This window comes from Enterococcus sp. DIV2384, from assembly GCF_050534975.1.
Classification (GTDB): Bacteria; Bacillota; Bacilli; order Lactobacillales; family Enterococcaceae; genus Enterococcus; species Enterococcus faecalis.
This window is the reverse complement of the sequence record NZ_CP172905.1, coordinates 1,207,847-1,234,304: the sequence shown is the minus strand read 5'-3', so window position 1 is coordinate 1,234,304 and position 26,458 is coordinate 1,207,847. Positions and strand designations below refer to the sequence as shown.

Here is a 26,458-nt window from a genome sequence, read left to right as displayed (position 1 = left end):
CTCCTTATATTAATAATAGGGAAAACATTTTTAATTAGGCATTTGCCAACCAGTTTTCAACTTCTGCTAAGGCATCCGCAATCCCTGCTGGATTTTTCCCACCAGCTTGAGCCATATCAGGACGACCACCGCCGCCACCGCCAACTTTTGGCGCAATTGCTTTGATTAAGTCACCGGCTTTTAAGCCTTTTCCGTTCATGTCTTTTGTCATAGCCGCTAACAAGCTTACTTTTTCATCTTGTGCAGTTGCTAGAACTAGTACATCAGACAATTCTTTTTGTTTCCATTGGTCAGCCAATTGGCGTAATTGATTCATGTCTTTAACATTGACTTGAGCGGCAATATAACGAACACCGTTGACGTCTTTGACATCTTTAAAAATGTCACCAGCTTGTTGGTTCGCTAATTTGCCTGCCAATTGTTCGTTTTCTTTTTGTAGATCACGTAATTGTTGTTGCAATTGCTCTGTTTTCGTAACCACTTCTTTTAATTGAGGTGATTTAACTAATGTAGCAATCTCTTTCAATTGACGTTCTTCTTCTTGTAAAAGTTGATACGCTTCTTTACTCGTCACTGCTTCAATACGGCGTACTCCTGCACCAATTCCAGATTCAGAAACAATTTTGAAAATCCCGATATCTTCTGTATTAGCAACATGTGTTCCACCACATAATTCGATAGAGTAATCCCCAATATTAACTACACGGACTTCTTTGCCATATTTTTCGCCAAATAACGCCATTGCGCCCATGTTTTTCGCTGTATCAATATCTGTTTCAATTGTGACAACAGGAATAGCTTCCCAGATTTTTTCGTTAACGATGGCTTCCATCCGCGCTAGTTCTTCTGATGTAACTTGCCCAAAATGAGTAAAGTCAAAACGTAGATGTCCTGGTGCAACTAATGAGCCTGCTTGGTTGGCATGCTCCCCTAACACATCTTTTAAAGCACGATGCAATAAATGGGTTGCCGTATGGTTTTTCAAAATACGTGTCCGCATCCGTTCGTCCACTTGCAATTGATAAATTTGACCTTCTGCTAATGGCGCCAAAACTTCTACTTTGTGTAAAAATTGACCGTTTGGTGCTTTTTTCACATCCACCACGTTGGCAACGACTTCCCCTGCGGTATTTTTTACATAGCCGCGGTCAGCAATTTGTCCACCCATTTCAGCATAAAATGGTGTTTCAGCAAAAATTAATTCGGCTGTTCCTGCAGATGCTTCATTTACTAGTGCGTCACCTTGAATAATAACAAATAATTCACTATCATGTGTTAATTCTGTATAGCCAACAAATTTACTTTCTACTTTAATATCTGTTAATAAAGCAGATTGAACACCCATTGAAGTTTCTTTACTGCGGGCAGAACGAGCGCGTTCACGCTGTGCTTCCATTTCTGTTTCAAACCCAGCATGATCGACTTTCAAGCCTTCATCTTCCGCAACTTCTTCCGTTAATTCTACGGGGAAGCCAAAAGTATCATAAAGTTTGAAGATAATTTTTCCATCTAATGTATCGCCTTTTGCATCTTTAACTTCTTTAATAACCTCATTTAACATGCTTAAACCTTCATTGATGGTTTCATGGAAACGTTCTTCCTCTGTCCGAACCACTTTTTCGATGAAGTCTTTTTGTTGTAATACTTCTGGATAGTAGCTTACCATGATTTCGCCAACAACAGGCACTAATTTGTATAAAAAGGCTTCATTAATGCCTAATTTTTTCCCGTGCATTACCGCACGACGTAATAAACGACGTAACACATAGCCACGACCTTCATTTGAAGGAAGCGCACCATCACCAATTGCAAAGGATAAGGCACGAATATGGTCAGCAATAACTTTAAAGGAAACATCCGTTTGTGGTGCATCTCCATATTTCACGTTGGTTCCTAAAGCTTCTACCGCATGAATGATTGGCATAAATAAATCAGTTTCAAAATTTGTTGGTGCATCTTGAATGATAGATACAACACGTTCCAAGCCCATGCCCGTATCAATGTTTTTATGTGGTAATGGTTCATACGTATCTTCTGGTGTATGGTTAAATTCAGAGAACACTAAGTTCCAAATTTCTAAATAGCGTTCATTTTCGCCACCAGGATAATTTTCTGGATCATCTTCTGGAATATCTAAAAATTCTTCGCCGCGATCATAAAAGATTTCCGTATCCGGACCACTTGGACCAGCACCGATATCCCAGAAGTTATCTTCTACATCAATAATATGATCTTCAGATAAACCAACTTCATCACGCCAAATGCGTTTTGCTTCTGTATCTTTCGGATAAACAGTCACATATAATTTTTCTGGGTCAAAAGCAAGCCATTCAGCACCAGTTAAAAATTCCCAAGCCCAGTGAATCGCTTCATTTTTAAAATAATCTCCAATTGAGAAGTTCCCTAACATTTCAAACATTGTATGATGACGAGCCGTTTTCCCAACATTCTCAATATCATTTGTACGAATAGATTTTTGAGCATTCGTAATTCTTGGATTTTCTGGCACAACAGAGCCATCAAAATATTTTTTCAAGGTCGCAACACCAGAGTTAATCCATAATAATGTTGGATCGTTTACTGGTACTAAAGAAGCGCTTGGTTCTACTGAATGTCCTTTAGACTTAAAGAAGTCTAAATACATTTGACGAACTTGACTACTTGTTAATTCTTTCATTGATTTTCCTACTTTCTATTAATAATTAACTATTTATGTTTTGTACCCTCTTAAGTGGCAGATTGTGAACACAAAAAACACCATTGCAGTCAAGGACGATTGCTCGCGGTACCACCTTGATTGCAATGATGTTGGATCATTACCTCTTAAGCTCTATAACGCAGAGTCGCGTTGATATTTCTATCAAGTCCATCTAAAGGGAGCAAGTAAATTTATCTGATGCCCTTCTCTCAGCAATGAACGGCTTTCTGTGATCAAAATAAGATTCCTCATATCCTTTAGCTTATAGTCAAAAGTATAAGAAAGATCTGCTAAAAAGTCAATTGTTTTCGTAGGAATCTTTCCTTACTGAGCTGTTTCAAATAACGTTTGCTCTAAATAAGGCAAAATTTGTTCATTTATTTGATACCCTTTTCCCCAAGAGGTTGTAATAATCTCTTCGTTCATACCTGCATCACTAAATTTTTGTTTCACTCGTTTACATACGAAAGACAGCTGCGATTTTGTAGAAGCATCTGGTTCTTTCTGCCAAAGCAAGCGACAAATTTGATCACGATCCAACCCTTCGTGGGCATGCTGATACAAGATTTTTAAAAAGCGTTGCTCGTTTTTTGTAAAGCGAATCTTTTTTACTTGGTCATCAAGTAGCTCGGCTGTGACTTCGGCAAAACTTTGATCGACAGTGTCAATTTTTTCACGAATATCTTCCAATGAATCTTTGAGGCCTAACCACCGGATAATACCTCTTTCCTACCAAATCTCCGCTTCACGTTTATTACACATCGATTGTGAACGTCGATAAATCGGCTTCTCTAACGATGAAAGACTTCCTAATAATCTCAAGCAATCGTTCTGAGATAGTGTTTCGCTTAATACAATTGCATCAAAATGATTAAAAAAAGTTAACTCATGTTCTATAGTTTCTTCACAGCAGTTCGTACAAAAGACTTCATAATTTAAATGTTGTAATTGCTGCTGAAATGTTTGCTCAACTAAAATGTTCTTTGTTAATACCAAAATCCTTCTCATTTCTTCTTTCCTCCTAGAACTCTTTCTGCTACCAATAACTAAACGCACCAATCAAAATACGTTACCAAATCGCGTGTTTTCTCCATCGATTGGTTAATAAACACCTTTTTATCTTCATCTCTCTTCGCTCCTTTATTCTTTATTTTGGTGGTTATTTATATTATATTAGAAAATGATTTTTTTTGTGTGTAAAATTTTTTTATCCTCCGTAAAAAAAAATGAATTTCCTTTAATATCAACTAATAAAGCTGATTTTTTAACAAAAAAAGTGCCGAAACTTCCTACTTTTTGCTAAAACTCGCCAAAAAATCTGTAATTTTATTATTTTTTTCTTGAGAAAACATCAAAATGTTGATGTTTAACACTAACATTTTGATGTTTTCAACAAAAATCTTTACAATTAATCGGTAATTTTCTCTACTTTTAACGATAACTACTTTTAAAAAAGAGTTATTTTAAAAGTGACTTAAATATTTATCATATAAAAAAGTAAGGGACGAGAATCTTTACGATTCTCGTCCCTTACTTTAAATAATCCACAACAATGTTAGTTAGAAGAATTCTTTTTTGCTTTTCTAGCAGAACGATCTTTTTGACGACGTTCAATTTTACGTTTTTTCTTATTGCTGTCTTCAATTGCCCAATTAATTTTTTTCTTGTATCCTGGTTTAATTTTTTTCTTTTTCTTTTTCACTAAACCAATTAACGTTGGGTCTAATTCTTCTCGAGATTTTTCTCGTTTTGTTCGACGATTGCGATCATACGTCTCTACAATCTCACCATTTTTAATTTCTTTTGGTTTGAAAGAAACACCTAACTGCTCAATCTGAGTAATCGCTTCATCATCCGCTGGTGAATATAATGTTATGGCAGTTCCATTCAATCCATTACGTCCTGTGCGGCCAACCCGATGGATAAAGAAGTCCAATTCATGTGGAACTTCTGCATTGATGACATGTGAAACCCCTTCAATATCAATCCCACGTGCGGCTAAATCAGTAGCTACCACATATTGGTAGTCAAGATTTTGAACTTGACGCATCACACGTTTTCTTTCGCGTGGTGTAATGTCTCCATGAATTTTGGCAACTTTTAGGCCCTGATCTTTTAAGTAATCGGTGATTTCATCAACTCTTTGTTTAGTATTTGCAAAAACAATCGCTAAATAAGGATGCCCGATAGTCAATAATTGATAAATTATTTGATTGCTGTTTTTTCCTTTGGTGGAAATCAACCAATTGTCAATTGTTTCTGAAATAACTGCTTTTGGTTTGATATGTTCAATCACTGGATTTTCTAAATATTTTTTTAAAAATGGTCGTAATTTTTCTGGAATGGTTGCAGAAAAAACGAGCATTTGTAATTTTTCTGGCAAACGACCAGCAATTTGATCGACTTCTGCTAAAAAGCCCATATCTAATGTCATGTCTGCTTCATCGACAACAAAGGCAAAAGCCGTATGCACTTTCAAGGCTTGTTCATTCATCATATCTAAAATCCGCCCTGGTGTACCAATCACCACATGAGGTTGTTGATGCTTTAATTTATTTAATTGACGTTGTTTATCTGTTCCGCCAACAAAATTTGACACTCGAATTTCTGGTTGACTGAAACGAGCCAGTTGCTGCGCTTCTTGATAAATTTGATTGGCTAATTCACGACTAGGCGCAGTAATCACAATTTGTACTTCGTCGATAGTTGGCTTAACTTTATCCATTAATGGAAGTAAAAAAGTATGCGTCTTTCCACTTCCTGTTTGCGATTGTCCAATGACACTTTTCCCTTTCTTAATGATTGGGATTAATTTTTCTTGGACTTCTGTTGGTTCTTCAAACCCTTTTTCTGCGAGTGCTTCGTTGATAAAAGGTTGAAATTGAAATTGTTTAAATGAAGGCACTTGCCTCACCTCTTCTCGTTAAATTCTTTATGCACTTTGGCATTATAACACAAAAACAACTTTTACTCACCTGCTGATTCCTTTGTTTTCGCAACTTCTAATGTACTGACTGTATAAGTGTGGCTGGCTTTTTCATAAAACAAACGCCGTTTTTTACGAATCAAGGTTAACAAAACATTGATCAAAAATAGTAAATATAAAATTAAACAGAACAAATACAGAAGCAGTGACACCATTTGCAACATCCGATTAGAAGAATTCAATAAATCAGTGGCATTAGCTAGATAAATACTAATTACACCATACACAAAATACAAATAACCATAGCGAACAAACAAGGCTTTTAAACGAATTTTTTCATGTCCTGTTTCAACCACCCGAATGCGAACAACTTTTTTACCTAACGTTTGACCATTTGTCAGTTTCATCATGACAATAAAGACCGCAAACACCATGATAAAGAACCACATCCGATCTGAAAAAATCGGATAATTAGTTGCCCAATTTTTATAAGCTGGAATGAAATTTAGTCCAAAAACGAGCAGGCCTTGCACAAAACCAATCACCAACCAATCAATTCCCCATGCAAAGAAACGTCTTAACAGGCTAACTGTCTGCCCTTTTTCATAAGAGGTGGCATCAATTTCTTCTCGTGTTGGCAATAAAAAGGTAAAGAGCGGCGTCAACCAATAACCAACTATGCCTCCGACGGTATTATTAATTAAATCATTGACATCCGCCAAGCGATACGAACGTGGATAAATAAAATAAAGGCCAGATAACTGTGTTAATTCAAAAAATAATGACAATAAAAAACTCGCAAGAACTGTTTTTAAAAATGAACATTTGAAATAATACCGTAAATACACACCAAAAGGTAAAACTAATAAAACATTAAACAGTGGTTCTAAAACGGCATGTTGTTTTAATGCTGGCAAATACGTACTAGGATCTTTGATCGAAAAAACAGTTTCGTTTAAAATCCCTGAAATAAAATGAAAAGGCCGCAGTTCCATTGTTGGTCCTGTGTATTGAGCCACTTCTGCTCGAGATGGCAACGGTAAAATTACCAAGAAATAGGCACATAATAAATAAAAAACAAATGAATACAAAATCATTGCTCGTGTCCAAACAAATGAACCATATTTGCGGTATTCATAGATTAATAATGCCCCAGAAATAAAAAATGCTAGAAACGGGAAAATAATGATTGCCCATTTAATTGGTTCGCTATATACTGCCATAAAAATCCCTCCAAGATAAACAATTTCAAGTATGAATGCCTCAATAACACTATACTTGTTTCTAAAAAAATGTACCAACAATAAATTTTATTTTGCAAATCCTCTCCTTTGCAGTATCATTAAGAAAAAGGAGGACGTTCTCATGTTACAGCCATATTTTGCGTTTGGAGTGCCGCTATTTTTACTTGTGCTCTACTTACTCTTTGCACTGATTCACCGTCAAACAACGATTCATTATTTACGGTTTATTTTGTTACTTATTTCAACATTTCTCATGGTTTTTAGTTTCCAAGTATTGCAAGAATCATGGACCATCAACCCTGAAACGTTAAAAGATGCTGCTTATTCTCCGCAATGGTTATGGATTCCTTTAGGTATCGGGTTAATCCTCACACTTTACAACGCTTGGCACGGCCTTCGTACAATGATAAAATACAAGACCGATAAACATTAGTAAGAGTCTAGGACGATGGTTGTGTCCTAGACTCTTACTGTCTCATCATTCAAATGAAATTTAATTTTTCTTAACAAACTCTGATTTTAACTTCATTGGACCAAAGCCATCTACCTTACAATCTATGTTATGATCACCTTCCACTAAACGAATGTTTTTCACTTTTGTGCCTTGTTTAATTGCGCCACTGGCACCTTTAACTTTCAAATCTTTGATTACAGTAACACTGTCACCATCCGCTAAAAGATTGCCATTTGAGTCCTTGACTACTAAGCCTTCTTCTGCAACTTCTTCTGTTGGTGACCATTCATGACCGCATTCTGGACAAATAAATAATCCGCGATCTTCATAGGCATATGCCGACCCACATTCAGGGCAGTTTGGTAATTGCTCTGTCATTAACGTTCTCCTTTGTAAAAAATAATTCTTTTTCATTTTACCTTATTTTCTAGTGAATGAAAAGTAGTCCTAATGATTTATCAACGTCCGATAACTACTTTCTAATTACTTATTTATTTTTGCGCCCACTCTTGGCAAGCTGCTTGGATTTCTTGGTAAATCACTTCAATTTCAGCCGCATCACGTGCATTAGCGCCACTTGCCAAAGGATGGCCGCCGCCATGATGTTTTTTGGCAATTGTATTAATGATTGGTCCTTTGGAACGTAACCGAACGCGATAATAACCTTCCGGCTGTTCAACAAAGATTGCCCATGAGAGAACATCTTCAATTTTTCCTGGCATTGAAACAATGGCTGCCGTTTCAGAATCGACAATATCATAACTGTTTAAAATACTTTGTGGTAAAACGACACGAGCTGCGCCATTTGCGTCGATTTCTAAATTTTGATAAATATAACCCGCTAATTTAGCAACCTTTAAAGGCATTTGGTCTAACTCACGATTTAAGTCTGCGGCATTAAAGTTAAACGTACGCAATTGTGCAGCGACAGCGAGTGTATGCGCCGAAGTGGAAGGATAAAGAAAACGTCCTGTATCCCCCACAATCCCAGCATACAATAAACGAGCTGTATTATCTGTCATCGTTAATTCTGCTAAATGCTGTTGCCAAAAATCAACAATAATTTCACTACAACTACTTGCATTTGTATTCACCCAAACTAAATCTCCATAAGGTTCATCATTCGGATGATGATCGATTTTAATTAATTGATCGCCTAAAGAAAAACGCGCATCACTAATTCGTGGAGCATTTGCAGTATCTGTTACAATGACTAATGCACCTCGATAGACATCGTCAGTAATAACGTCCATTTCAGCTAAAAACTCTAAGCCTTCCACTGGTCCGCCTACTTGATAAATATTTTTTTCAGGAAAGCTCGCTCTTAAGAGTTCTGCTAACCCAACCTGTGAGCCAATTGCATCTGGATCGGGCCTTTGATGTCTATGAATAATAATTGTTTCATATTGTTTAATTGCTGCCATAATTTCTTTTACTACGTCCATTCTTTGTAGCCTCCTACGTTCTCTCCATCACTTGGCAAACAACAATTGCTTTTGCCACAATGACATTTTCTAAATAAACTTCAATATCTAATTTTGCAGAGCGACGACCAATTTCTAAAATCCGTGGACGAATGTCCAATTCACTTTCCAACTGGATTAGCCGCAAATAATGTAGATTCACTTGTTCAATTAGTACATTTCTTTTTTGATTCATCAACATTGTTCGTTGTGTCACGTTAGAAATAATTTCACTTAGGACACCGAACGAGATGGTACCAACACTGTTAACCATTTGGGGCGCAACCGAAAAACGAAAACGGGTTGTTTCTTTGCCATTTTCTTCAACAGGCATCACTTCCCCGGAAATTTGATCTGAAATTGTATCTGCAATTTGTGGTTGTCGTTGCACCAATTGCATAGCTTTCATCACATCTTGGCGAGAAACAATTCCAACAAGCGCTAAATCATCTTCCACCACAGGCATGACTTCTAGACCATCCCAAATCATTTGATGACTGACACTCGCTACACTCATCATCTTTTTCACAACATTGGGGTCCTTTGTCATGACTTTATCCACGGTTAAATGTTCACTTTTACCAATGACATCTTTGGCTGTGACAATCCCCACTAAACGTAATTTCTTATTTACTACTGGGAAACGAGAATGATGGGTACTTTCAGATAAAGCCTGATAATCTGCAATCGTTTGAGTTGTCAACAAATAATTGGTTTTTTCAAGCGCTGTATAAATATCACTGACGAGTAAAATGTCTTTTTTAATCAGCTGATCACTTAAAGCACGGTTAATCATAGTAGCCACAGTAAATGTATCATATGTGGTTCTCAAGACAGGCATACCCAGACGATCTGCTAACTGCGCAATCTCTTCAGATGTTTCAAATCCACCTGTAATTAAAACGGCTGCCCCATTTTCTAAAGCAAGCTTTTGCACGCCTTGGCGGTTACCAACAATCATTAAGGATCCGGGAGTAATATATCGCGTCATCGCGGTTTCTGTCATCGCACCAATTACAAATTTATTAAGGACTTTGTCTAGACCAGAGCTACCGCCTAACACATCCCCTTCAATAATCCGGACCACTTCACCAAATGTTAATTTTTCAATATGTTTTTTTAACTTCCGCTCAATTCGTATCGTACCAACACGTTGAATGGTGGAAACAAGCCCAATATTTTCTGCATCTTTGATGGCCCGATACGCTGTTCCTTCACTAACACTTAAACTTTTGGCAATGCTTCGAACAGAGATTCGATCGCCAATTGGTAATTCTTCAATATGTTTTAAAATTTGATCATGTTTCGTCGCCATAATTTCCTCCTAAACTAGGATCGTCTCTCCTGGGTTTAATACTTTCCCGCCAACTACTTGTTCTACGAATATTGCTGGATTTTGTTGGATAACAGGAAAGGTATTGTAATGAATTGGAATGGTTATTTTGGGATTTAAGTAAGAGACTGCTTGTAGCGCATCCTCTGGTCCCATCGTGTAATTATCGCCAATTGGTAAGAACGCTACATCAATGGATTGGTCTTTTGCAAAAAGGCGCATATCTGAAAACAACGCCGTATCACCAGCGTGATAAATTTTTTTATCTTCTGCTTCTAAAATAATCCCACTTGCTTCGCCCATGTAGGTCATTACGCCGTCTATTTCATAACCGGAACTATGCAAAGCTGGCACAAATTTAACCGAACCAAAAGGAAAGACATAACGCCCACCTAGATTCATTCCATGCGCTTTTACCCCTTGCGACTGCGCATACGTAGCCACTTCAGCTATCGCAATAATCGTTGCCTTGTTGGCTTGAGCAATTGCTAGCATATCGCCAATATGATCGCTGTGTCCGTGGGTGATTAAGATGTAATCAGGGTGTAAATCTTCAAGTGAAACGTCCGCTAAAGGGTTGCCATTAATAAAAGGATCAAATAAAAGGTTCGTGCCGTCGTTTAGACGAATTTCAATACATGAATGTCCATGTCCTATCAGTTCCATTTGTATTCCTCCTACGGTATTTTCTACACAATCTTATGATAATTAATCGTCAAATCCATTCTTAAAAGTAGTACAGTTTAGTACAGTTTACTTTCTTTATTGTAACAGAGAATTAGAAATATACAATCGCATTTGCTTATTTTCTTAGCTAGTAAAGAAACAGACGAGAAAAATCATGGATCTTTCTCGTCTGTTTCTTTTTACTTATTTGGTTGTTTTCCGAAAACGTAAAATCGTTAATATAAAGGCCGCCACACATAATAGAAAGGCGACAAAAAAGGTTTCACGCATTCCCACAATAAATATATCTGGGCGATTAGCCAGATACGTGGTTACTCGTTCACCATAGGCTTCGCTCATGCCACGATATAAAATGGTCGTTGACAACGCAATCCCAATAACCATTCCTAAGTTTCTAGCAAAAGAATTCATACTTCCTGCTACACCTAAATCTTGCTTTTCAACACTGCTCATAACCATTGTATTGTTTGGAGACTGGAAAAGTGCATTTCCCAAGCCCATAATGGCTGTTGCAATGACATAATACCAGATGGGCGAATTCATATCTAAAAACATATACATTAACGACGTACAGCACAAGAGCAACAATCCGCCAAATGTTAAAATACCTGGGCCAATTTTATCCGTCAAATAGCCACTCAGAGGAGCCCCAACCACCATTAATAACGGAAATACCATCATTAATAGACCAGCATAACTAGCACTTAGTTTGCGTGCATCCTGCAAATAAAATGGAATGACAACATTTACAAAAAAGTTTGAGGCAAAAATTAAAACGGCGGACAATAAACTTAAAGTAAAAATTTTATTTTTAAAAATTGCGAACTTAATAAGTGGGCTTTTTCTTTTTCGTTCAACCATGATAAATAATCCTAATGCGATTACTGCAATAATGAACAATAAATAGGATTGTAACGAGCCAAACCCGCTCTCTTGTCCGAGGAAAATCCCGCCGAAGAACGTCATAATCGCAATGGCAATACAAGCAAATCCTGGAAAATCGATTTTTTCTTTTGTTTTTGTAATATCTTTTGGTAGGAACTTTTCGCCAATTAAAATTGTAACTAGCCCCACGGGAACATTAATCCAAAAAATATACGACCAAGAAAAGTTTGATAAGATCAATCCACCAATCCCAGGACCAGCAATCGCGCCCAAAGAGACAAAGGCACCTACTGCACCAAGCGCCCGCCCTCTTTCATTTAAAGGGAATACTTCCGTAATAATTCCTGAATTGGTCGCCATGGTCATGCTAGCACCAATACTTTGAACGACTCGCGCAAATAATAGAAAGCTCAGCGATTGATTAAAGCCACAAAGTAACGAACCAATCGTAAAAATAACCGTGCCAATTCGATAAACTTTTATTTTTCCAAAACTGTCGCCAATTTTTCCAAATAATAATAAACAAGCACAGACAACCATTAAATAAATAGATACGACCCATTCCGCTTGATTCATGGGTACGGACATTTCTTTTGAAATAGTCGGTAAAGCAATATTTACAATGCTGGAATCTAATGTAGACATGAAGGTAAACATAGCCACAGAAACTAAGATCCACCAACGATTTTTCTGCACTTCAGAATCCTCTTGGTAACTTTTAATTTTCTCCATTGATTCATCCCCTCTCGCTCCAAAACAGTTTACTTACTAATAATAACTCTATTTCTTCTTTTTTTCATCGGAAATTTTCTAAAAAATCACTCATGAGATGTTCACCTTCTTATTACACGCTCGCAATTGACAACCATTCGCTTTTACGCTAATTTAAAATTAGCAAACGGAAAACGCAAGGAGGACTTGAAATGACCTTAATTTCTCGCATTAAACAATTAGCTCAGTCAAAGCAATTAACCCTCGCCCAATTAGAAAGAAACGTCGGCATTTCCAATGGACAAATTCGTCGTTGGGATACCTCTTCGCCTAAAGTAGAGAATCTTTTAAAAATAGCAGACTATTTTTCTGTTTCCTTGGACTATTTAATGGGCCGCACCCAACAAACAGAGATCAATCATCAGGCATCTATGACAAGCACACAAAAAGAGTTACATATTCAGATTACTACGGAAGAGTTAACAGAAGAAGAAATTACTCAGTTAGAGGAAGAAGCAAATCGTTTCTTGCGGTTCCGTAAATTTGAAATGACAAATTCTTAAAGAGCGTTCACTACTCCTAGTCAATTAATAGCAAAAACTAGAACCTAAACAAAAAAAACCACCACGACCGTCGTCTGTGGTGGAAATGAAGGTTGTTATTTACTCTTGGTAGGAGTAAGTATGAAAAAACCAATTCGGGATAATTGGCATAACGTAAGTATAGTAGTTTGTGCCTTTTTTATCATGAGTTTCAGCTATATTTTTTATAAAACTTTTATTAGAACACCATTAACAGTCCTTTATTTAGATTCTTTAAAGCGTTTTCTTTTATTGAACATATTGTTTTAAACATTCGATTTCCTGTGCTACACTTACTTTTAGAAGGGGGATTTTATTATGGCAAATCAAAAAAAAGATAGCTTATCAACATTATTTTCTGAAGAAGTTCATGGACCGTTTGTTACTTTCTTGTTTAACACCCATGTCGCTCATCAAAACGTAGAAAAAGATTCGCTTGTTTTGAAAAATTTTGCAAAAGCGGCAAAAACACGCTTTGAAAAAAAATTTCCTGAGGAAAAATGGGCTGTTTTCCAAGAAAAAATTGACGCACTTCTAGCTGATGCTTCCTTCTGGCGCAACGGCACAGCAAGTGTTTCAATCATCTTATCTCCAGAAAACACCTTTGTTCAACGATTAGATGTGCCCGTTGACGATCAATATTACGTGGACACGATCCCTTATTTACTTGGACTAGTCAAAGACAAACAATTTAACTACCATTATTACCTACTTGCTCTAAATCGCGATTCAATGAAACTTTACAAAGTCGATCATACGACTGTGACTCCTGTTGAATTGCCTAAAGACGCGCCAACAGACGTGGTCACAGCTTTAGGTGATGAATTAACGGGTGGTAATTTAAACTTTTCAACTCAAGGTAGTTCTAACGGTTCTAAAGAAGGTGTCGCTTATCATAGCATCAATACTAAAGATAAAGAAGTTGAAATTGATTGGGTGAACTACTATCAAGCAGTCGATACTTTCTTAAAAGATCAACTGGATAATCCTGAAAAATTACCGCTTTATCTTTATGCTTTACCAGAAAACCAAACACTCTTTAAAAAGATTGCTAAAAATCCTTATTATGATTGCTCAATTTCAGTTGCTGCTTCACCTGCACAAGCAACCATTCAAGATATCCGCAGCGCTAGTGAAAAAATAGCTGCAGAGTTAACAGAAAAAGAAACAGCTTCTTATAACAAATTACTAGATCGTAAATTCTTAGATCAATTTACAGATATTTCGCCAGCCGCAGCTGACGGTAAAATTTCCCATCTTTTTATTGCAACGTCACTCTTTGTTACTGAAAACAATGAAATGTCATCTGAAGAGTACGATCGCCGCAAACTTTTAAACACCATTGCTTACCAAATTATTCAAAATGGCGGTCAAGTTTTTGTTTTAGACCAAAAAGCTGCACCAGATGAAAAATCTTTAGCGGCTATCCTCCGTTATTAAAAACAGGCAAAAAGCCCATTGTAAGAAAGCGCCTTACAATGGGCTTTTTTTCTGAGACTTATTGAAACAGCACTATAACAGCCTTATCTTCACTTTCTAGTTTTTAAAAAACATCCGATAAAAAAGAAAATAAGGTTATCGCTATACAAAAACCAGTTAGTATGCTATAGTAATAGATGTAGTTTTTGTTCGGTAATATGGGTAGCTGTTTCAAATAAACATCTTCCACATTTTTCACCTTTCAAGTAATTGCAAAATATGAATGTGTTATAACACACATCTAGGAGGATATTTATTATGGAAACAGGTACAGTAAAATGGTTTAACTCAGACAAAGGCTTTGGCTTCATCACTGCAGAAAACGGAAACGATGTATTCGTACATTTCTCAGCTATCCAAGGTGACGGCTTCAAAACTTTAGAAGAAGGTCAAGCAGTAACTTTCGAAATCGAAGAAGGTCAACGTGGCCCTCAAGCAACTAACGTTACTAAAGCTTAATTAAACAATACTGACTCAAAAACCTGACGTTAATCGTCAGGTTTTTTTTATAAAAAAAAAGAACAAGAAAACTTTCTGAAACTAAGTGCTTCCTCTATTTTTTTTGAAGAGTTTTCGTTATACTGAAGAGGAAAAATGTTTTAAAGGAGTTTATTTATGCAATTTTATGGTGATTTAACCTTTTTAGGTGTTTATTTATTGGGTCTCTTTTTCATTCCCTCGTGGCGGAAAAAGAAAAAAGAACACGATTGGTTGCCGTGGATGTTTGGCTGGACTGTCTTTATGTTCTTCTCATATGTTTTATATTTAGAAATCATTCGTGGCACAGCCTTCTTTTTAATTCCCATTGCTTTTTTTGGCTTGTTTGCGCTCTTCTACTTCAAAGAAAAAAGGCGTTTACTGAATGGAACATTATTTAATATTTTTCTTGTGGTTCTAGCGACTTATTTAGGGATTACTGCGATTCGTACAAACAACTACTTTCTAATCACCTTAGCAATTATTGCCCTGCTGGCAATTTTTATCGCTTTGGCTTTAGGACTCTATGCCTTAATTATTTTCCTCTATTGGAATGCGGTCGTTGTTATGAGAAAAGAAGGTCGGTCTCTAGGGAACTTGTTGACATTGTTGCTAGCAATTGGCTTAACATTACTATTAATTTATAATTTCTTTTTTCAATCGTTGTTACCAACTTGGCTCTCCTTACCCTTAACTATTGCGCCATTTATTTTGACTTATTTCGCGTTTGTTTTTTATAATTTTTTAACTGTTTCTACGTTGTATCAATTTAATCAGCCAAAATATACACAGGATTATATTGTTGTGTTAGGTTCGGGGTTAATCAATGGTGAGATTGTCCCGCCGTTATTGCAAGCCCGCATCAACAAAGCCATTCAATTTTACAAGGCTCAAAATCGCGCAACGTTAAATCCGCCAAAAATCGTCATGTCTGGTGGCCAAGGTCCCGATGAATTACTTCCTGAAAGTGTCGCGATGAAAATGTATGCTTTGACACAAGGTATTCCTGATGATGATATTTTAGTAGAAGCTCATTCAAAAAACACACTAGAAAATATGCGTTTTTCCAAAGAAACAATGATTGAGGATTTTGGAAATGCTAATTTCCAAGCCATTTTTACTACAAACAATTATCACCTTTTCCGAGCGGGTCTTTTCGCTCGAATGGCTGGCTTAAAAGCTGATGGCATTGGTGCAAAAACCGCTTTTTATTTTTTACCTAACGCGTTTATTCGAGAGTTCATCGCCATTGTAGTGATGTACAAACGCCGCCATATTATTGTTTGCGGCCTAGCTGCCATCGGTATGGTTATGTTATTCTTAACAGGATTGATTATTCAGTAAAGAAGGAGTTTCCCCTATGAGTTTGTATCAAAAATTTATTCAAAATGAACGTTTGCGACGTTTTTGCGTCCTTGCTTTGATTATTTTTGTGCTTTATTTATCCAGAAGTATGATTACAACAATTCTTTTAACATTTATCTTTACCTATTTAGCTGTTCGTTTGGTCCATTTTGTTCAACGCTATATGAAAATCCCGACGATTGTCATCGTTCTCTTAACCTATGCATTGGTTGTTTTTCTAATCTATTTAGCGATTACTAAATATGTTCCCGTTCTAGTTAACCAAACGACTCAAATGATTAATTCTGTAGTTGATTTTTATCAAAGTCCACATACAGATACAAATCAAGTATTGCAATTTATTGATCAATACTTGGAAAAATCTAACTTACTCTCTCAACTCCAGAATGGTGCTTCAATGATTTTACGCTACATTCAAGATATTGGCGCTGTCGGCTTATCATTTGTCATGTCCTTTATTTTAAGTTTCTTCTTTATGATTGAGAAGAAGCAAATGGCTGATTTTTCTAAGTTATTTTTAAAAAGTGATTTTGATTGGTTTTTTCAGGATATCTATTATTTTGCCAACAAGTTCGTCAACACATTTGGTGTCGTAATGGAAGCTCAGTTTTTCATTGCTGTGGTGAATACAGTCATTACTACCTTGGCCTTGGCGATAATCGGCTTTACTCAGCTACCTAGTTTAGCCATTATGATCTTCATTTTGAGCTTAGTCCCAGTTGCTGGTGTGATTATTTCCTGCATTCCGCTAAGTTTCATCGCTTATTCCCAAGGTGGCTTGAACGATGTGATTTATATCTTAGCTTTAATTACAATCGTCCATTTATTTGAATCTTACGTGCTAAATCCTAAATTCATGTCTAGTAAAACAGAGTTACCAATCTTTTATACGTTTGTCATTTTATTAGTTAGTGAGCGTCTTTTTGGTGTATGGGGACTTATTGTAGGAATCCCTGTTTTCACTTTCTTCTTAGATGTCTTAAAAGTAAAACCAATTCGTGGCCTGAAACGGCTACCTAATGTGAAAAAAAATAGTTCAGCAGAATAATTTCTGCTGAACTGTTTTTTTATTGTTTTCTTAAATCATTTAAAATAGCCATGGCTCGGTCTTGGTTCATCGTTTTTTGACGTTTTAATTGTTGAGCGACTGCCTCAACTTCTTTACCAGTAGCTCCGACCGTCATCGCTAAAGAACGTGCTTGTAGAGCCATGTGTCCTTTTTGAATTCCTTCAGAGACTAAGGCCCGTAACGCCGCTAAATTTTGTGCCAAACCAACAGCCGCTACTACTCGACTTAGTTCTTTTGCATCCGTCACTGCTAACAAATCAGCAGCTGCTTGAGATTTAGGTAAGACTTTTGTGGCACCGCCAACCGTGGCTAAAGCAAGCGGAACTGAAATTTCACCAATTAGTTGTTCGCCATCCAGCGTCCAACTAGTCAAGCCTTGGTAGCGACCTTCCTTCACCGCAAAAGCATGACAAGAAGCGCTAACAGCGCGTGTATCATTTCCTGTAGCTAAAACTACAGCTTCAATGCCATTCATGATTCCTTTGTTATGCGTGACTGCCCGATAAGGATCTAATGAAGCATAGCGTGAAGCTAAAACAATTTTTTCAGCAATTTCCCGGCCATTGCTCCCCTTACTTAAACGTGAAACTGGAATAGCCGTTTTCATCGTAACAACCGACTCCGTGGCATAATTACTTAAAATACTGAATAAAATCTTTTGCTCCGCAAACCATTCACGGAACAACTCGGCCACACCTTCCAACATAGCGTTAACGATATTTGCCCCCATTGCATCCTTAACATCTACTAAAAAGTCGACAGATACAAATGATTCATCAAAAGTACGATATTGCAAATCTCTTAAGCCGCCGCCCCGTTTAACGATAGATGGATAACTTAACTCTGCTTGTTGAAAAACTTCCGCTTCTCTTACTTGTAGTTTATCAATCAATGACTCGGGATCTGCAACATCGTAAAAAACGATTTGTCCACGCATTAAGCGTTGTTGATTCACTGTTTTAAATCCTTGTGCTATTTTTGCACCATTACTCAAAGCCGCAATAACTGAGGGCTCTTCTGTCGCCATTGGTACCAAATAATCAGTTTCGTCCACTGTTAAATGTAAGCCAACGCCCATCGGCACTTCTGTTTCACTGATTTGATTTTCAATCATATGATTGGCAATCTGCGAAGATAAAGCCGTATTTTCAAATTCTTTTTTTGTATCAGCAGAAATCTGGCCTTCATTAAGAAGAGAAGCCAGGCGTTCCTCAGGACTCATTTGATAAAATCGGCTGTTTTTTTTTTGCTGAGGTCTCTCTAGTAGCATAGCGAGTCCTAAGCCACCGCCGATACATAAAGAAGCCACTCCATATTTCTTTTCTTTTTGATTTAATTGATAACTTAAACTCGTTAATAAACGAGCACCTGTGGCACCAATCGCATGACCTAATGAAATACCGCCACCATAAATGTTGACCTTTTCCTCTGGTAAAGCCAGTTCTCTTTGGACCACGATTGAAGTTGCTGCAAATGCTTCGTTGATTTCATACAGATCAATTTCTTCCGTAGTAAGTTGATTGCGCGCTAACAGTTTTTGAATGGCTTTAATCGGCGAAATTCCCATATAGGCTGGATCAATACCGACTTCCACACTGTCTCGAATAATAGCTAAATAAGGAAGACCGTGTGCTTCGGCATATTCTTGTGAAGCAATAATCAAAGCAGAAGCCCCATCATTAATGGTTGATGCATTCCCTGCTGTTACAGTACCGTCTTCTTTAAAAACTGTTTTAAGCGTTCCTAGCTTCTCAACGCTCGAATTAGGGCGAATCCCTTCATCTTTCTCCACAAGCGTTCCTGATACTTCTAATGGGGCTATTTCGTCAGCGAATATCCCTTCTGCTTGTGCTTGAGCTGCTTTTAATTGTGAATGTACAGAAAATTGATCTTGCTCTTCTCTAGTTACATGATACTTTTCGGCCACATTTTCAGCAGTTAAGCCCATTGCCTGACCACTAAAGGCATCCGTTAATCCATCATACATCATACTAGAAAAAGGCGCATCGTAGCTTTCTGTTTCGTAATTAAAACGTTGTAATTTAGGTGCTTGGGACATATTCTCAATCCCGCCAGCAATTAAAACTTCCGCTTCTCCTAATTGAATCAATTGTTTCGCCAAAATAACGGCCTTCATTCCTGATCCGCAGACCTCATTAACCGTCATTGCGGGAATTTCATGAGACAAACCGCTGTTTATTGCTATTTGTCGTGCGGGATTTTGGCCATTTCCAGCTTGTAAAACATTTCCAAAGATTACTTGATCAATTTCTTCAGAAATAGTGGAATGTCTTTTTAAAAGTTGTGTTGTAACATGTGTTCCTAAGTCTACGGCACTTACTTGACTTAAGCTGCCTTTATATTTTCCAATTGGTGTTCGTAATGCATCAATAATAACTACTGTTTTCAACTAAATGCACCTCCATCTTGAAATATATCATAAAATCCCAGAATCACAAGTGCCAATTACTGAATGTTAACAGACTTATAAGATATTTTTTAATAATCTATGAAGTTAATACAAAAATTCCCCATTTTGGTTCATTTCGTGCTATTTTATATAATGAATCTATTTATCGTAAAGGAGTTAAAGAAATGACAATTGGGATTGATAAAATTAGTTTTTTTGTGCCCCCTTATTATATTGATATGACGGCACTGGCTGAAGCCAGAAATGTAGACCCTGGAAAATTTCATATTGGTATTGGGCAAGACCAAATGGCGGTGAACCCAATCAGCCAAGATATTGTGACATTTGCAGCCAATGCCGCAGAAGCGATCTTGACCAAAGAAGATAAAGAGGCCATTGATATGGTGATTGTCGGGACTGAGTCCAGTATCGATGAGTCAAAAGCGGCCGCAGTTGTCTTACATCGTTTAATGGGGATTCAACCTTTCGCTCGCTCTTTCGAAATCAAGGAAGCTTGTTACGGAGCAACAGCAGGCTTACAGTTAGCTAAGAATCACGTAGCCTTACATCCAGATAAAAAAGTCTTGGTCGTAGCGGCAGATATTGCAAAATATGGCTTAAATTCTGGCGGTGAGCCTACACAAGGAGCTGGGGCGGTTGCAATGTTAGTTGCTAGTGAACCGCGCATTTTGGCTTTAAAAGAGGATAATGTGATGCTGACGCAAGATATCTATGACTTTTGGCGTCCAACAGGCCACCCGTATCCTATGGTCGATGGTCCTTTGTCAAACGAAACCTACATCCAATCTTTTGCCCAAGTCTGGGATGAACATAAAAAACGAACCGGTCTTGATTTTGCAGATTATGATGCTTTAGCGTTCCATATTCCTTACACAAAAATGGGCAAAAAAGCCTTATTAGCAAAAATCTCCGACCAAACTGAAGCAGAACAGGAACGAATTTTAGCCCGTTATGAAGAAAGCATCATCTATAGTCGTCGCGTAGGAAACTTGTATACGGGTTCACTTTATCTGGGACTCATTTCCCTTTTAGAAAATGCAACGACTTTAACCGCAGGCAATCAAATTGGGTTATTCAGTTATGGTTCTGGTGCTGTCGCTGAATTTTTCACTGGTGAATTAGTAGCTGGTTATCAAAATCATTTACAAAAAGAAACTCATTTAGCACTGCTGGATAATCGGACAGAACTTTCTATCGCTGAATATGAAGCCATGTTTGCAGAAACTTTAGACACAGACATTGATCAAACGTTAGAAGATGAATTAAAATATAGTATTTTTGCTATTAATAATACCGTTCGTTCTTATCGAAACTAAGTATTTAAATCCCCCGATTCAATCAACAAAAGAGCTAGACATTCAAGCAAAAACTTGAATGTCTAGCTCTTTTTATGAAAGCCAAACTTCTTTGACCCCGTCTGTCACGGCGATACCATCTGTCAAAGCTAAACGTTGTGAATAAGAAACGTAGCCATAATAAACATCAACACCGCCGCCATTGTTCCAAGTAACAGTGATTTTAACATTTGGAGTAATCGATTTTGTAGCTGGTTGGGTCGTCGGGCGATAACTAGTCGTATCATAACTTAAAATAGTGCCCGAAGCTCCACTTATTTCGGCTTTTCCTGTGTAAATTTCGCCATTCGTATTCGTCTGCGTGACCGCTCCATTCGCTTCAATGATTAAACCCGCTTGCTTTTGATCTCCTCGTGGATAATAAAAAAGATACGTGGTTGCCCATTTAGCAAATTCATCTGGAATTGGTTTAAGTGATTCCGTTGGAGCCGGACTCGACTTCGTTTGCTTTTCAACCGCGACTTCTTCTTGTCTTTTTAAGCCTTCATTATTTTGATTATTTAGTTTCTCAACCGTTTCTTTAACGATCGAATAATGAGGTTTCCCTAAATCGCTAACAGGGATCGTAGCTAATTTTTCTTCTGATTCTTTATATTGCCCCTCTGCCGTTAACTTTTTAGCTTCTGTAATAATGGCATCATACTTGGTTTGGTCTACGGAAGAGGATGTGCTTTGGCCCGTAGCTTCGACTTGTTTTGTGACACTGTTTTTTTCTGTGGTCACGTCTGATGAATTTCCACAAGCACTTACAAACATTGAGCTAACGATTAATAAACATCCCACAATCACATGCTTTTTCATCTTTAAATCCCCCATTTGTCTATCTTTGTTATTTTTTGTTACTTAAATTATCCCATAGATGAACAAAAGAAACCATTATTTATAAAAAAGTTTAGCAAGCGCTTCAAGAGAGGCACTTGCTAAACTTTTTTCTCACTGTTATTGATTGATTACTTTGACTAGTTCTTCAAATAATAATGCACTAGATGCTGCTCCTGGATCAATATGACCAATTGCTCGTTCCCCTAAATAAGAGGCACGTCCTTTTTTCGCCACCCAATCTTTTGTTGCTTCAGCAAATTGTTCAATTTTTTCTTCATTAAATTGTTCCGTTCCAATCACTTCAGCAACAGGTGCCCAGACATCAACCATCGTTTTATCTCCTGGTTCAGCTTTGCCGCGCATCTGAATCCCAGCTAGACCTTGCTGAACAATTTCTTTTAATTGCTCTGGCGAACTGATGGTTTCCAAATCTTTTGTCGCTTTAGTCATATTCATAAACGCAGTACCATATAAAGGACCAGAAGCTCCGCCAACTTTTGAAATCAAAGCCATGGATAGGACTTTAAATGTCTCCGTGATTGTTGTTGGTACTTTTTTGTCAAACGCAATTTTGTATTCAGCCATACCACGAGCCATGTTGTTACCGTGATCCCCATCACCAATCGGCGTGTCTAATTCACTTAAATAGTCTTTTTTTTCTTCAATAACTTTTGAATAATTGTCTAACCATGTTTGAATGTCTTTTACTGTTAATTCCATCTTTTTATCACCCTTACCAAGAAATTGTTGTTACATTGCTTTCTAGCGCTGTTTGCCAGTCTTTTGTCGCCAAGTCAATCATCGTTAAAGATAATCCTTGCATGTCAATAGACGTCATATAGTTACCCACTTTATGGAAGGTAACTTGAACACCTTTATCTTCTAATAATGTTAGCACGTCGTTCATAAATACAAATTGTTCCATTAATGGCGTGCCGCCCATGCCATTGACAAGTACCCCCACTGTTTGTGGTTGTTGTTCATAGCTACTTAATGTTTTTTCAACTAATTCTTTCGCTAACTCTTTCGATGGTTGGATTTTTTCACGACGATAGCCTGGTTCTCCGTGAATCCCTACGCCAAATTCAATTTCATCTTCTGGTAAAGTAAAACCTGGTTTGCCAACTTCAGGCACAGTGGCTGCTTTTAAAGCCACTCCAATTGTTTTCGTGGCTGCTACAATCTTTTCTCCTAAAGAAACGAGCTCTTCTAAAGAAGCACCTTGGCGGGCATGATGTCCTAAAATTTTATGGACAAGAACAGTCCCGGCAACGCCGCGTTTTCCAGCGGTATAGGTGCTATCTTCGACTGCAATATCGTCATCGACAACGACCATTTCTACATGAATGTCTTCCATATCAGCCATATCTTTGGCCATTTCAAAGTTCAAAATATCGCCTGTATAATTTTTTACGATTAACAGAACACCGGCCCCTTGGTCTGCCGCTTGGATCCCTGTTAAAATTTGATCTGGTGTTGGTGAAGTAAAGACATCACCTAAAACTGCGGCATTTAACATTCCATCACCAACAAACCCAGCATGTGCAGGCTCATGACCACTTCCGCCACCAGATACTAACCCAACTTGTTTGTTTGAGTCGTTGCGAGCAATCACGCGAGAATCTTCGACTTGATGAACAAGGTTTCCATAGCTTTTCACAATTCCTTGGAGCATTTCTTCGACAATTTTACCAGGTTCATTAATAATTTTTTTCATTTAGTTCCACCCTTTCTTACCAGCATTTTGAGCTTCTGCTAAAATTTGCGTCAAATCATCTGAGACACCTGCAGTAATTGCTGCCGCAAAGGCACCTTCAACCAATGGTGCATCGACTAAATGATAATGTTTCTGTTGGTCTTCTTCTAGCATATCAAAAGCTAATTCTGAACTTAAAACGGCACTGCCTAAATCGGCAAAAATTAAAAATTCTCGGTCAGAGTTCGCTTCGTTAATCGTGTCAATGATTTTCATTGGATCTGAACCTAATGAACCATCTGATGTACCACCAAGTGAATGAATCGTAATTTCTTCACTGGCGTTCATCTGTTCAATCATCTCTTTAATACCATCTGTAATCATTTTGCTATGTGAAACGAGTAAAATATCTGCTTTCATGTGGACACTTCCTTAATCTAATTTATGTCTTGTTTTATATTCTTGTCCGACTTTATCTGCAACAATGATTGCATTCGCTACTTCTTCAACGACAATTGGGAATGGCATTGAATGAATTGATTCTTCTGGAATACAAGCAATTTTGGCTACTTCCAACGCTTCTTCATAAGTGATTTCATCGACACCAATGTCTGAAAGCGTTAATGGTAAACCTACAGAAGCGCTAAAGTCTAAAACAGCTTCTAATTCGTCTTTTGCTGCATCTTCTAATACAAGTTGTGCAATCGTTGCAAAGGCTACTTTTTCACCATGTAAATAACTGTGCGCACCAGGTAAGACTGTCATACCGTTATGAATCGCATGCGCTGCAGCTAAACCGCCACTTTCAAAACCTAAGCCTGAAAGTAAGATATTTGTTTCGATAATCTTATTCAATGATTCAGTAACCACATTTGCATCACAAGCTAATTTCGCTTTTAACCCATCTTCCTGTAGATTTTCCCAGCAAAGTTTTGCCATGGCTAAAGCTGCATATGTGCCGCTAGCAGCAGGCGTTAAGCCTTCTCTTGAACCCATTGGCAAACTAGCATTAACCCGAGAATATGAATTGTGTGTTGCGCGTGCTTCAAAATATGTGGATAAGGCATCCCCCATTCCAGCAACTAAAAATCTAGTTGGCGCTTTGGCAACCACTTTTGTATCAACCATAACGACGCTTGGACTTTGTTTAAAGTAAGCATAATCATCAAATGAGCCATCTTCATGATATAGTACAGCTGAATGCGAAGTTGGTGCATCTTGAGCCGCAATCGTTGGTACAATAATTAAGTTTTCACCTTCTGCTACGACTTTTGAAGCATCGATTGCTTTACCGCCACCTAAACCAATGATACAGTCTGCTTGTTCTTTTTGTCCAACGTTTTGCAAACGCTTTGTTTCTTCACGCGTTACTTCTCCACTAAAGCCACCCTCTACGAAGGTAATGTCAAACTTTTTCGCTGTTTCTTCCAATTGTGGACGTACACGATCAACGTCAGCAGGATTTGCAATTAGTAACGCTTTTTTTCCAAAAGTTGAAACGAAGTAACCTAAGTTTAGTAATTCATCTTCCCCTTGAACATATTTCGTTGGTAAAATCAATGCTTTTCTCATGTTGATAGCCTCCTATATTTTGTTTACATACATAGTATAAAACGCTTTCATCCAAAAAGCATTGAACTTTTGGTATCGTTTTCTTGAAAAAAATGATAGAATTATTTTGTGAAATAATAAAATATTATGATTTTTAAACTTTAGATTGAAGGATTGCCTTATGACTGTAGAATTAAAAAATATTTTAGATTTAGAAAAGTGGGAAAAATTGCAAGAATCATTGGCCTTAAGCACTCGTTTAGCCATTATTTTAGTCGATTATAAAGGTCGTCCTGTGACGAAACATAGTCAAGTTCAACCCTTTTGCCAACTGGTACGTCACTCCCCTGAGCTCTCGAAACTTTGTGAAAAATGTGATGCTCGTGGTGGCTTGGAAGCTGTTCGCACTGGTCAGCCTTTTATCTACCGTTGTCACTTTAACATCGTTGATATGGCCATCCCCATTATTGTTGATGACCAGTATGTAGGAGCCATTATGGCTGGTGAAGTTTTGCTCGAAGATCACCAAGAAGAGTTAGAACAGGTTTTAACCATGAATGATGCCTTCATTCAAGAATTTTTAGTAACACACCAAGAGCTGTATCAACAATACCCTGTTTTAGAACTAGCAGACTTAGAAAAGAGCGCGACATTAATCGCTGATCTAAGCCAATATATTATTTCTGAAGCCATCAAAAAAGATTATTTAATCAATACGTACAAACAGTCCTTACAGATTAGTTCGCGAAAAGAAGAGCTGGAGCCATTGAATATGATCCAAAAAGATATTCAACAAACTTTGTTAACTGCTCAATTAACTCCTTCAAGTGCCTATCAAACTAAAAATAAGCAATTGCAACCGGTTTTAGATGCCCTTTGGGAAAACAAATCGCTGCGTTTAAATTTACAAGAACTGGCAGACCTTGTTCATTTGACACCGACGTATTTAAGTCGTTTATTAAAAGAGGAGTTTGGTATTCCCTTTAGTCAATTTTATCGACAATTAAAAATCACATGGGCTAAACAGCTTCTTTTGGAGACAGATAAAACGATCGCCCAAATCAGTGAAGATTTAGGGTTTGTTGAAGATAGCTATTTTGTCCGGATCTTTAAACAAGAAACGGGTGAAACACCCCTTAAATACCGTAAAAGAAAGAACAGAGCATAAAAAAAACAACGACTCCGAGTGTAGCGACCCCAAAAAGTTAGACTTTTTATAGAGTGGATTTTT

General features: G+C 37.5%; 22 protein-coding genes and 1 pseudogene. 8 read left to right on the top strand and 15 right to left on the bottom strand.

Annotated elements, in window-relative coordinates:
• Window positions 1–34 precede the first annotated feature (34 nt).
• From alaS to IGK54_RS06045, 4 genes and pseudogenes are all read right to left on the bottom strand, one after another.
• On the bottom strand, window positions 35–2,677 hold the full coding sequence (gene alaS, locus IGK54_RS06060) for an alanine--tRNA ligase (protein ID WP_002366615.1): 2,643 nt from the start codon (window positions 2,675–2,677) through the stop codon (window positions 35–37).
• Window positions 2,678–3,022: 345 nt separating this feature from the next.
• A pseudogene (locus IGK54_RS06055) lies at window positions 3,023–3,706 on the bottom strand (helix-turn-helix domain-containing protein).
• Window positions 3,707–4,253: 547 nt separating this feature from the next.
• Complete coding sequence (locus IGK54_RS06050; protein ID WP_002385937.1) at window positions 4,254–5,612, bottom strand: DEAD/DEAH box helicase; 1,359 nt, start codon at window positions 5,610–5,612, stop codon at window positions 4,254–4,256.
• Window positions 5,613–5,665: 53 nt separating this feature from the next.
• Window positions 5,666–6,847, bottom strand: a complete 1,182-nt coding sequence (locus tag IGK54_RS06045) for a VanZ family protein (RefSeq protein WP_142956655.1) — start codon at window positions 6,845–6,847, stop codon at window positions 5,666–5,668.
• 55 nt (window positions 6,848–6,902) lie between these two features.
• On the opposite strand from IGK54_RS06045, the gene IGK54_RS06040 reads away from it, so the two are divergent.
• Window positions 6,903–7,301, top strand: coding sequence for a hypothetical protein (locus IGK54_RS06040; protein WP_002382283.1), 399 nt, complete (start codon window positions 6,903–6,905; stop codon window positions 7,299–7,301).
• 60 nt (window positions 7,302–7,361) lie between these two features.
• Here the strand turns inward: IGK54_RS06040 and IGK54_RS06035 are convergent, their stop codons facing one another.
• From IGK54_RS06035 to IGK54_RS06015, 5 genes are all read right to left on the bottom strand, one after another.
• Window positions 7,362–7,700: a zinc ribbon domain-containing protein YjdM gene (locus IGK54_RS06035; protein WP_002357741.1), complete on the bottom strand. Its 339-nt coding sequence runs from the start codon at window positions 7,698–7,700 to the stop codon at window positions 7,362–7,364.
• 113 nt (window positions 7,701–7,813) lie between these two features.
• Window positions 7,814–8,767: a DHH family phosphoesterase gene (locus IGK54_RS06030; RefSeq protein WP_263696094.1), complete on the bottom strand. Its 954-nt coding sequence runs from the start codon at window positions 8,765–8,767 to the stop codon at window positions 7,814–7,816.
• A gap of 13 nt (window positions 8,768–8,780) precedes the next feature.
• Entirely contained in the window at window positions 8,781–10,100 is a 1,320-nt protein-coding gene (locus tag IGK54_RS06025) for a DRTGG domain-containing protein (RefSeq protein WP_002357743.1), read from the bottom strand.
• A 9-nt stretch (window positions 10,101–10,109) separates the two neighbouring features.
• Window positions 10,110–10,784 carry a metal-dependent hydrolase gene (locus IGK54_RS06020; RefSeq protein ID WP_002410711.1) on the bottom strand — a complete coding sequence of 225 codons (675 nt, stop codon included), beginning with the start codon at window positions 10,782–10,784 and terminating at the stop codon, window positions 10,110–10,112.
• Window positions 10,785–10,988: 204 nt separating this feature from the next.
• Entirely contained in the window at window positions 10,989–12,422 is a 1,434-nt protein-coding gene (locus tag IGK54_RS06015) for an MFS transporter (protein ID WP_002369482.1), read from the bottom strand.
• Window positions 12,423–12,613: 191 nt separating this feature from the next.
• Between IGK54_RS06015 and IGK54_RS06010 the strand changes: the two genes are divergently transcribed.
• The 5 genes from IGK54_RS06010 to IGK54_RS05990 all read left to right on the top strand — a co-directional run bounded on the left by IGK54_RS06010 (window position 12,614) and on the right by IGK54_RS05990 (window position 17,351).
• On the top strand, window positions 12,614–12,964 hold the full coding sequence (locus tag IGK54_RS06010) for a helix-turn-helix domain-containing protein (protein WP_101731728.1): 351 nt from the start codon (window positions 12,614–12,616) through the stop codon (window positions 12,962–12,964).
• Between the two features lie 336 nt (window positions 12,965–13,300).
• Window positions 13,301–14,422 carry a hypothetical protein gene (locus tag IGK54_RS06005; protein ID WP_142956652.1) on the top strand — a complete coding sequence of 374 codons (1,122 nt, stop codon included), beginning with the start codon at window positions 13,301–13,303 and terminating at the stop codon, window positions 14,420–14,422.
• Between the two features lie 297 nt (window positions 14,423–14,719).
• Entirely contained in the window at window positions 14,720–14,920 is a 201-nt protein-coding gene (locus tag IGK54_RS06000; protein ID WP_002357750.1) for a cold-shock protein, read from the top strand.
• Window positions 14,921–15,076: 156 nt separating this feature from the next.
• Window positions 15,077–16,282, top strand: coding sequence for a YdcF family protein (locus IGK54_RS05995; protein WP_002382277.1), 1,206 nt, complete (start codon window positions 15,077–15,079; stop codon window positions 16,280–16,282).
• A 16-nt stretch (window positions 16,283–16,298) separates the two neighbouring features.
• Window positions 16,299–17,351: an AI-2E family transporter gene (locus IGK54_RS05990; RefSeq protein ID WP_002357754.1), complete on the top strand. Its 1,053-nt coding sequence runs from the start codon at window positions 16,299–16,301 to the stop codon at window positions 17,349–17,351.
• Window positions 17,352–17,370: 19 nt separating this feature from the next.
• Here IGK54_RS05990 and IGK54_RS05985 read toward each other — a convergent pair whose 3' ends face one another.
• Window positions 17,371–19,782, bottom strand: coding sequence for a hydroxymethylglutaryl-CoA reductase, degradative (locus tag IGK54_RS05985; RefSeq protein ID WP_002382276.1), 2,412 nt, complete (start codon window positions 19,780–19,782; stop codon window positions 17,371–17,373).
• Between the two features lie 185 nt (window positions 19,783–19,967).
• Here IGK54_RS05985 and IGK54_RS05980 point away from each other — a divergent pair, with 185 nt between their 5' ends.
• Window positions 19,968–21,119: a hydroxymethylglutaryl-CoA synthase gene (locus IGK54_RS05980; protein ID WP_430603320.1), complete on the top strand. Its 1,152-nt coding sequence runs from the start codon at window positions 19,968–19,970 to the stop codon at window positions 21,117–21,119.
• Window positions 21,120–21,191: 72 nt separating this feature from the next.
• Here IGK54_RS05980 and IGK54_RS05975 read toward each other — a convergent pair whose 3' ends face one another.
• The 5 genes from IGK54_RS05975 to IGK54_RS05955 form a co-directional block, all read right to left on the bottom strand.
• Window positions 21,192–21,974, bottom strand: coding sequence for a hypothetical protein (locus tag IGK54_RS05975; protein ID WP_025191830.1), 783 nt, complete (start codon window positions 21,972–21,974; stop codon window positions 21,192–21,194).
• Window positions 21,975–22,097: 123 nt separating this feature from the next.
• Window positions 22,098–22,700 (bottom strand): dihydroxyacetone kinase subunit DhaL, encoded by a 603-nt coding sequence (dhaL, locus tag IGK54_RS05970; protein ID WP_002360441.1) that lies wholly within the window; start codon window positions 22,698–22,700, stop codon window positions 22,098–22,100.
• A 13-nt stretch (window positions 22,701–22,713) separates the two neighbouring features.
• Window positions 22,714–23,697, bottom strand: a complete 984-nt coding sequence (gene dhaK, locus IGK54_RS05965) for a dihydroxyacetone kinase subunit DhaK (protein ID WP_002357760.1) — start codon at window positions 23,695–23,697, stop codon at window positions 22,714–22,716.
• Window positions 23,698–24,096: a dihydroxyacetone kinase phosphoryl donor subunit DhaM gene (gene dhaM, locus IGK54_RS05960; RefSeq protein WP_142957700.1), complete on the bottom strand. Its 399-nt coding sequence runs from the start codon at window positions 24,094–24,096 to the stop codon at window positions 23,698–23,700. It lies immediately after the preceding gene.
• 12 nt (window positions 24,097–24,108) lie between these two features.
• Window positions 24,109–25,248, bottom strand: a complete 1,140-nt coding sequence (locus IGK54_RS05955) for a glycerol dehydrogenase (protein ID WP_002363858.1) — start codon at window positions 25,246–25,248, stop codon at window positions 24,109–24,111.
• 160 nt (window positions 25,249–25,408) lie between these two features.
• On the opposite strand from IGK54_RS05955, the gene IGK54_RS05950 reads away from it, so the two are divergent.
• Window positions 25,409–26,395, top strand: coding sequence for a PocR ligand-binding domain-containing protein (locus IGK54_RS05950; RefSeq protein ID WP_002382271.1), 987 nt, complete (start codon window positions 25,409–25,411; stop codon window positions 26,393–26,395).
• Window positions 26,396–26,458 lie beyond the last annotated feature (63 nt).

What these genes read in the sequence shown, in the direction of transcription:
- alaS (WP_002366615.1), bottom strand. Translation starts at nt 2,677, where the DNA reads ATGAAAGAATTAACAAGTAGTCAAGTTCGTCAAATGTATTTAGACTTC.
- IGK54_RS06045 (WP_142956655.1), bottom strand. Translation starts at nt 6,847, where the DNA reads ATGGCAGTATATAGCGAACCAATTAAATGGGCAATCATTATTTTCCCG.
- IGK54_RS06035 (WP_002357741.1), bottom strand. Translation starts at nt 7,700, where the DNA reads ATGACAGAGCAATTACCAAACTGCCCTGAATGTGGGTCGGCATATGCC.
- IGK54_RS06030 (WP_263696094.1), bottom strand. Translation starts at nt 8,767, where the DNA reads ATGGACGTAGTAAAAGAAATTATGGCAGCAATTAAACAATATGAAACA.
- IGK54_RS06025 (WP_002357743.1), bottom strand. Translation starts at nt 10,100, where the DNA reads ATGGCGACGAAACATGATCAAATTTTAAAACATATTGAAGAATTACCA.
- IGK54_RS06020 (WP_002410711.1), bottom strand. Translation starts at nt 10,784, where the DNA reads ATGGAACTGATAGGACATGGACATTCATGTATTGAAATTCGTCTAAAC.
- IGK54_RS06015 (WP_002369482.1), bottom strand. Translation starts at nt 12,422, where the DNA reads ATGGAGAAAATTAAAAGTTACCAAGAGGATTCTGAAGTGCAGAAAAAT.
- IGK54_RS06010 (WP_101731728.1), top strand. Translation starts at nt 12,614, where the DNA reads ATGACCTTAATTTCTCGCATTAAACAATTAGCTCAGTCAAAGCAATTA.
- IGK54_RS06005 (WP_142956652.1), top strand. Translation starts at nt 13,301, where the DNA reads ATGGCAAATCAAAAAAAAGATAGCTTATCAACATTATTTTCTGAAGAA.
- IGK54_RS06000 (WP_002357750.1), top strand. Translation starts at nt 14,720, where the DNA reads ATGGAAACAGGTACAGTAAAATGGTTTAACTCAGACAAAGGCTTTGGC.
- IGK54_RS05995 (WP_002382277.1), top strand. Translation starts at nt 15,077, where the DNA reads ATGCAATTTTATGGTGATTTAACCTTTTTAGGTGTTTATTTATTGGGT.
- IGK54_RS05990 (WP_002357754.1), top strand. Translation starts at nt 16,299, where the DNA reads ATGAGTTTGTATCAAAAATTTATTCAAAATGAACGTTTGCGACGTTTT.
- IGK54_RS05980 (WP_430603320.1), top strand. Translation starts at nt 19,968, where the DNA reads ATGACAATTGGGATTGATAAAATTAGTTTTTTTGTGCCCCCTTATTAT.
- IGK54_RS05975 (WP_025191830.1), bottom strand. Translation starts at nt 21,974, where the DNA reads ATGGGGGATTTAAAGATGAAAAAGCATGTGATTGTGGGATGTTTATTA.
- dhaL (WP_002360441.1), bottom strand. Translation starts at nt 22,700, where the DNA reads ATGGAATTAACAGTAAAAGACATTCAAACATGGTTAGACAATTATTCA.
- dhaK (WP_002357760.1), bottom strand. Translation starts at nt 23,697, where the DNA reads ATGAAAAAAATTATTAATGAACCTGGTAAAATTGTCGAAGAAATGCTC.
- dhaM (WP_142957700.1), bottom strand. Translation starts at nt 24,096, where the DNA reads ATGAAAGCAGATATTTTACTCGTTTCACATAGCAAAATGATTACAGAT.
- IGK54_RS05955 (WP_002363858.1), bottom strand. Translation starts at nt 25,248, where the DNA reads ATGAGAAAAGCATTGATTTTACCAACGAAATATGTTCAAGGGGAAGAT.
- IGK54_RS05950 (WP_002382271.1), top strand. Translation starts at nt 25,409, where the DNA reads ATGACTGTAGAATTAAAAAATATTTTAGATTTAGAAAAGTGGGAAAAA.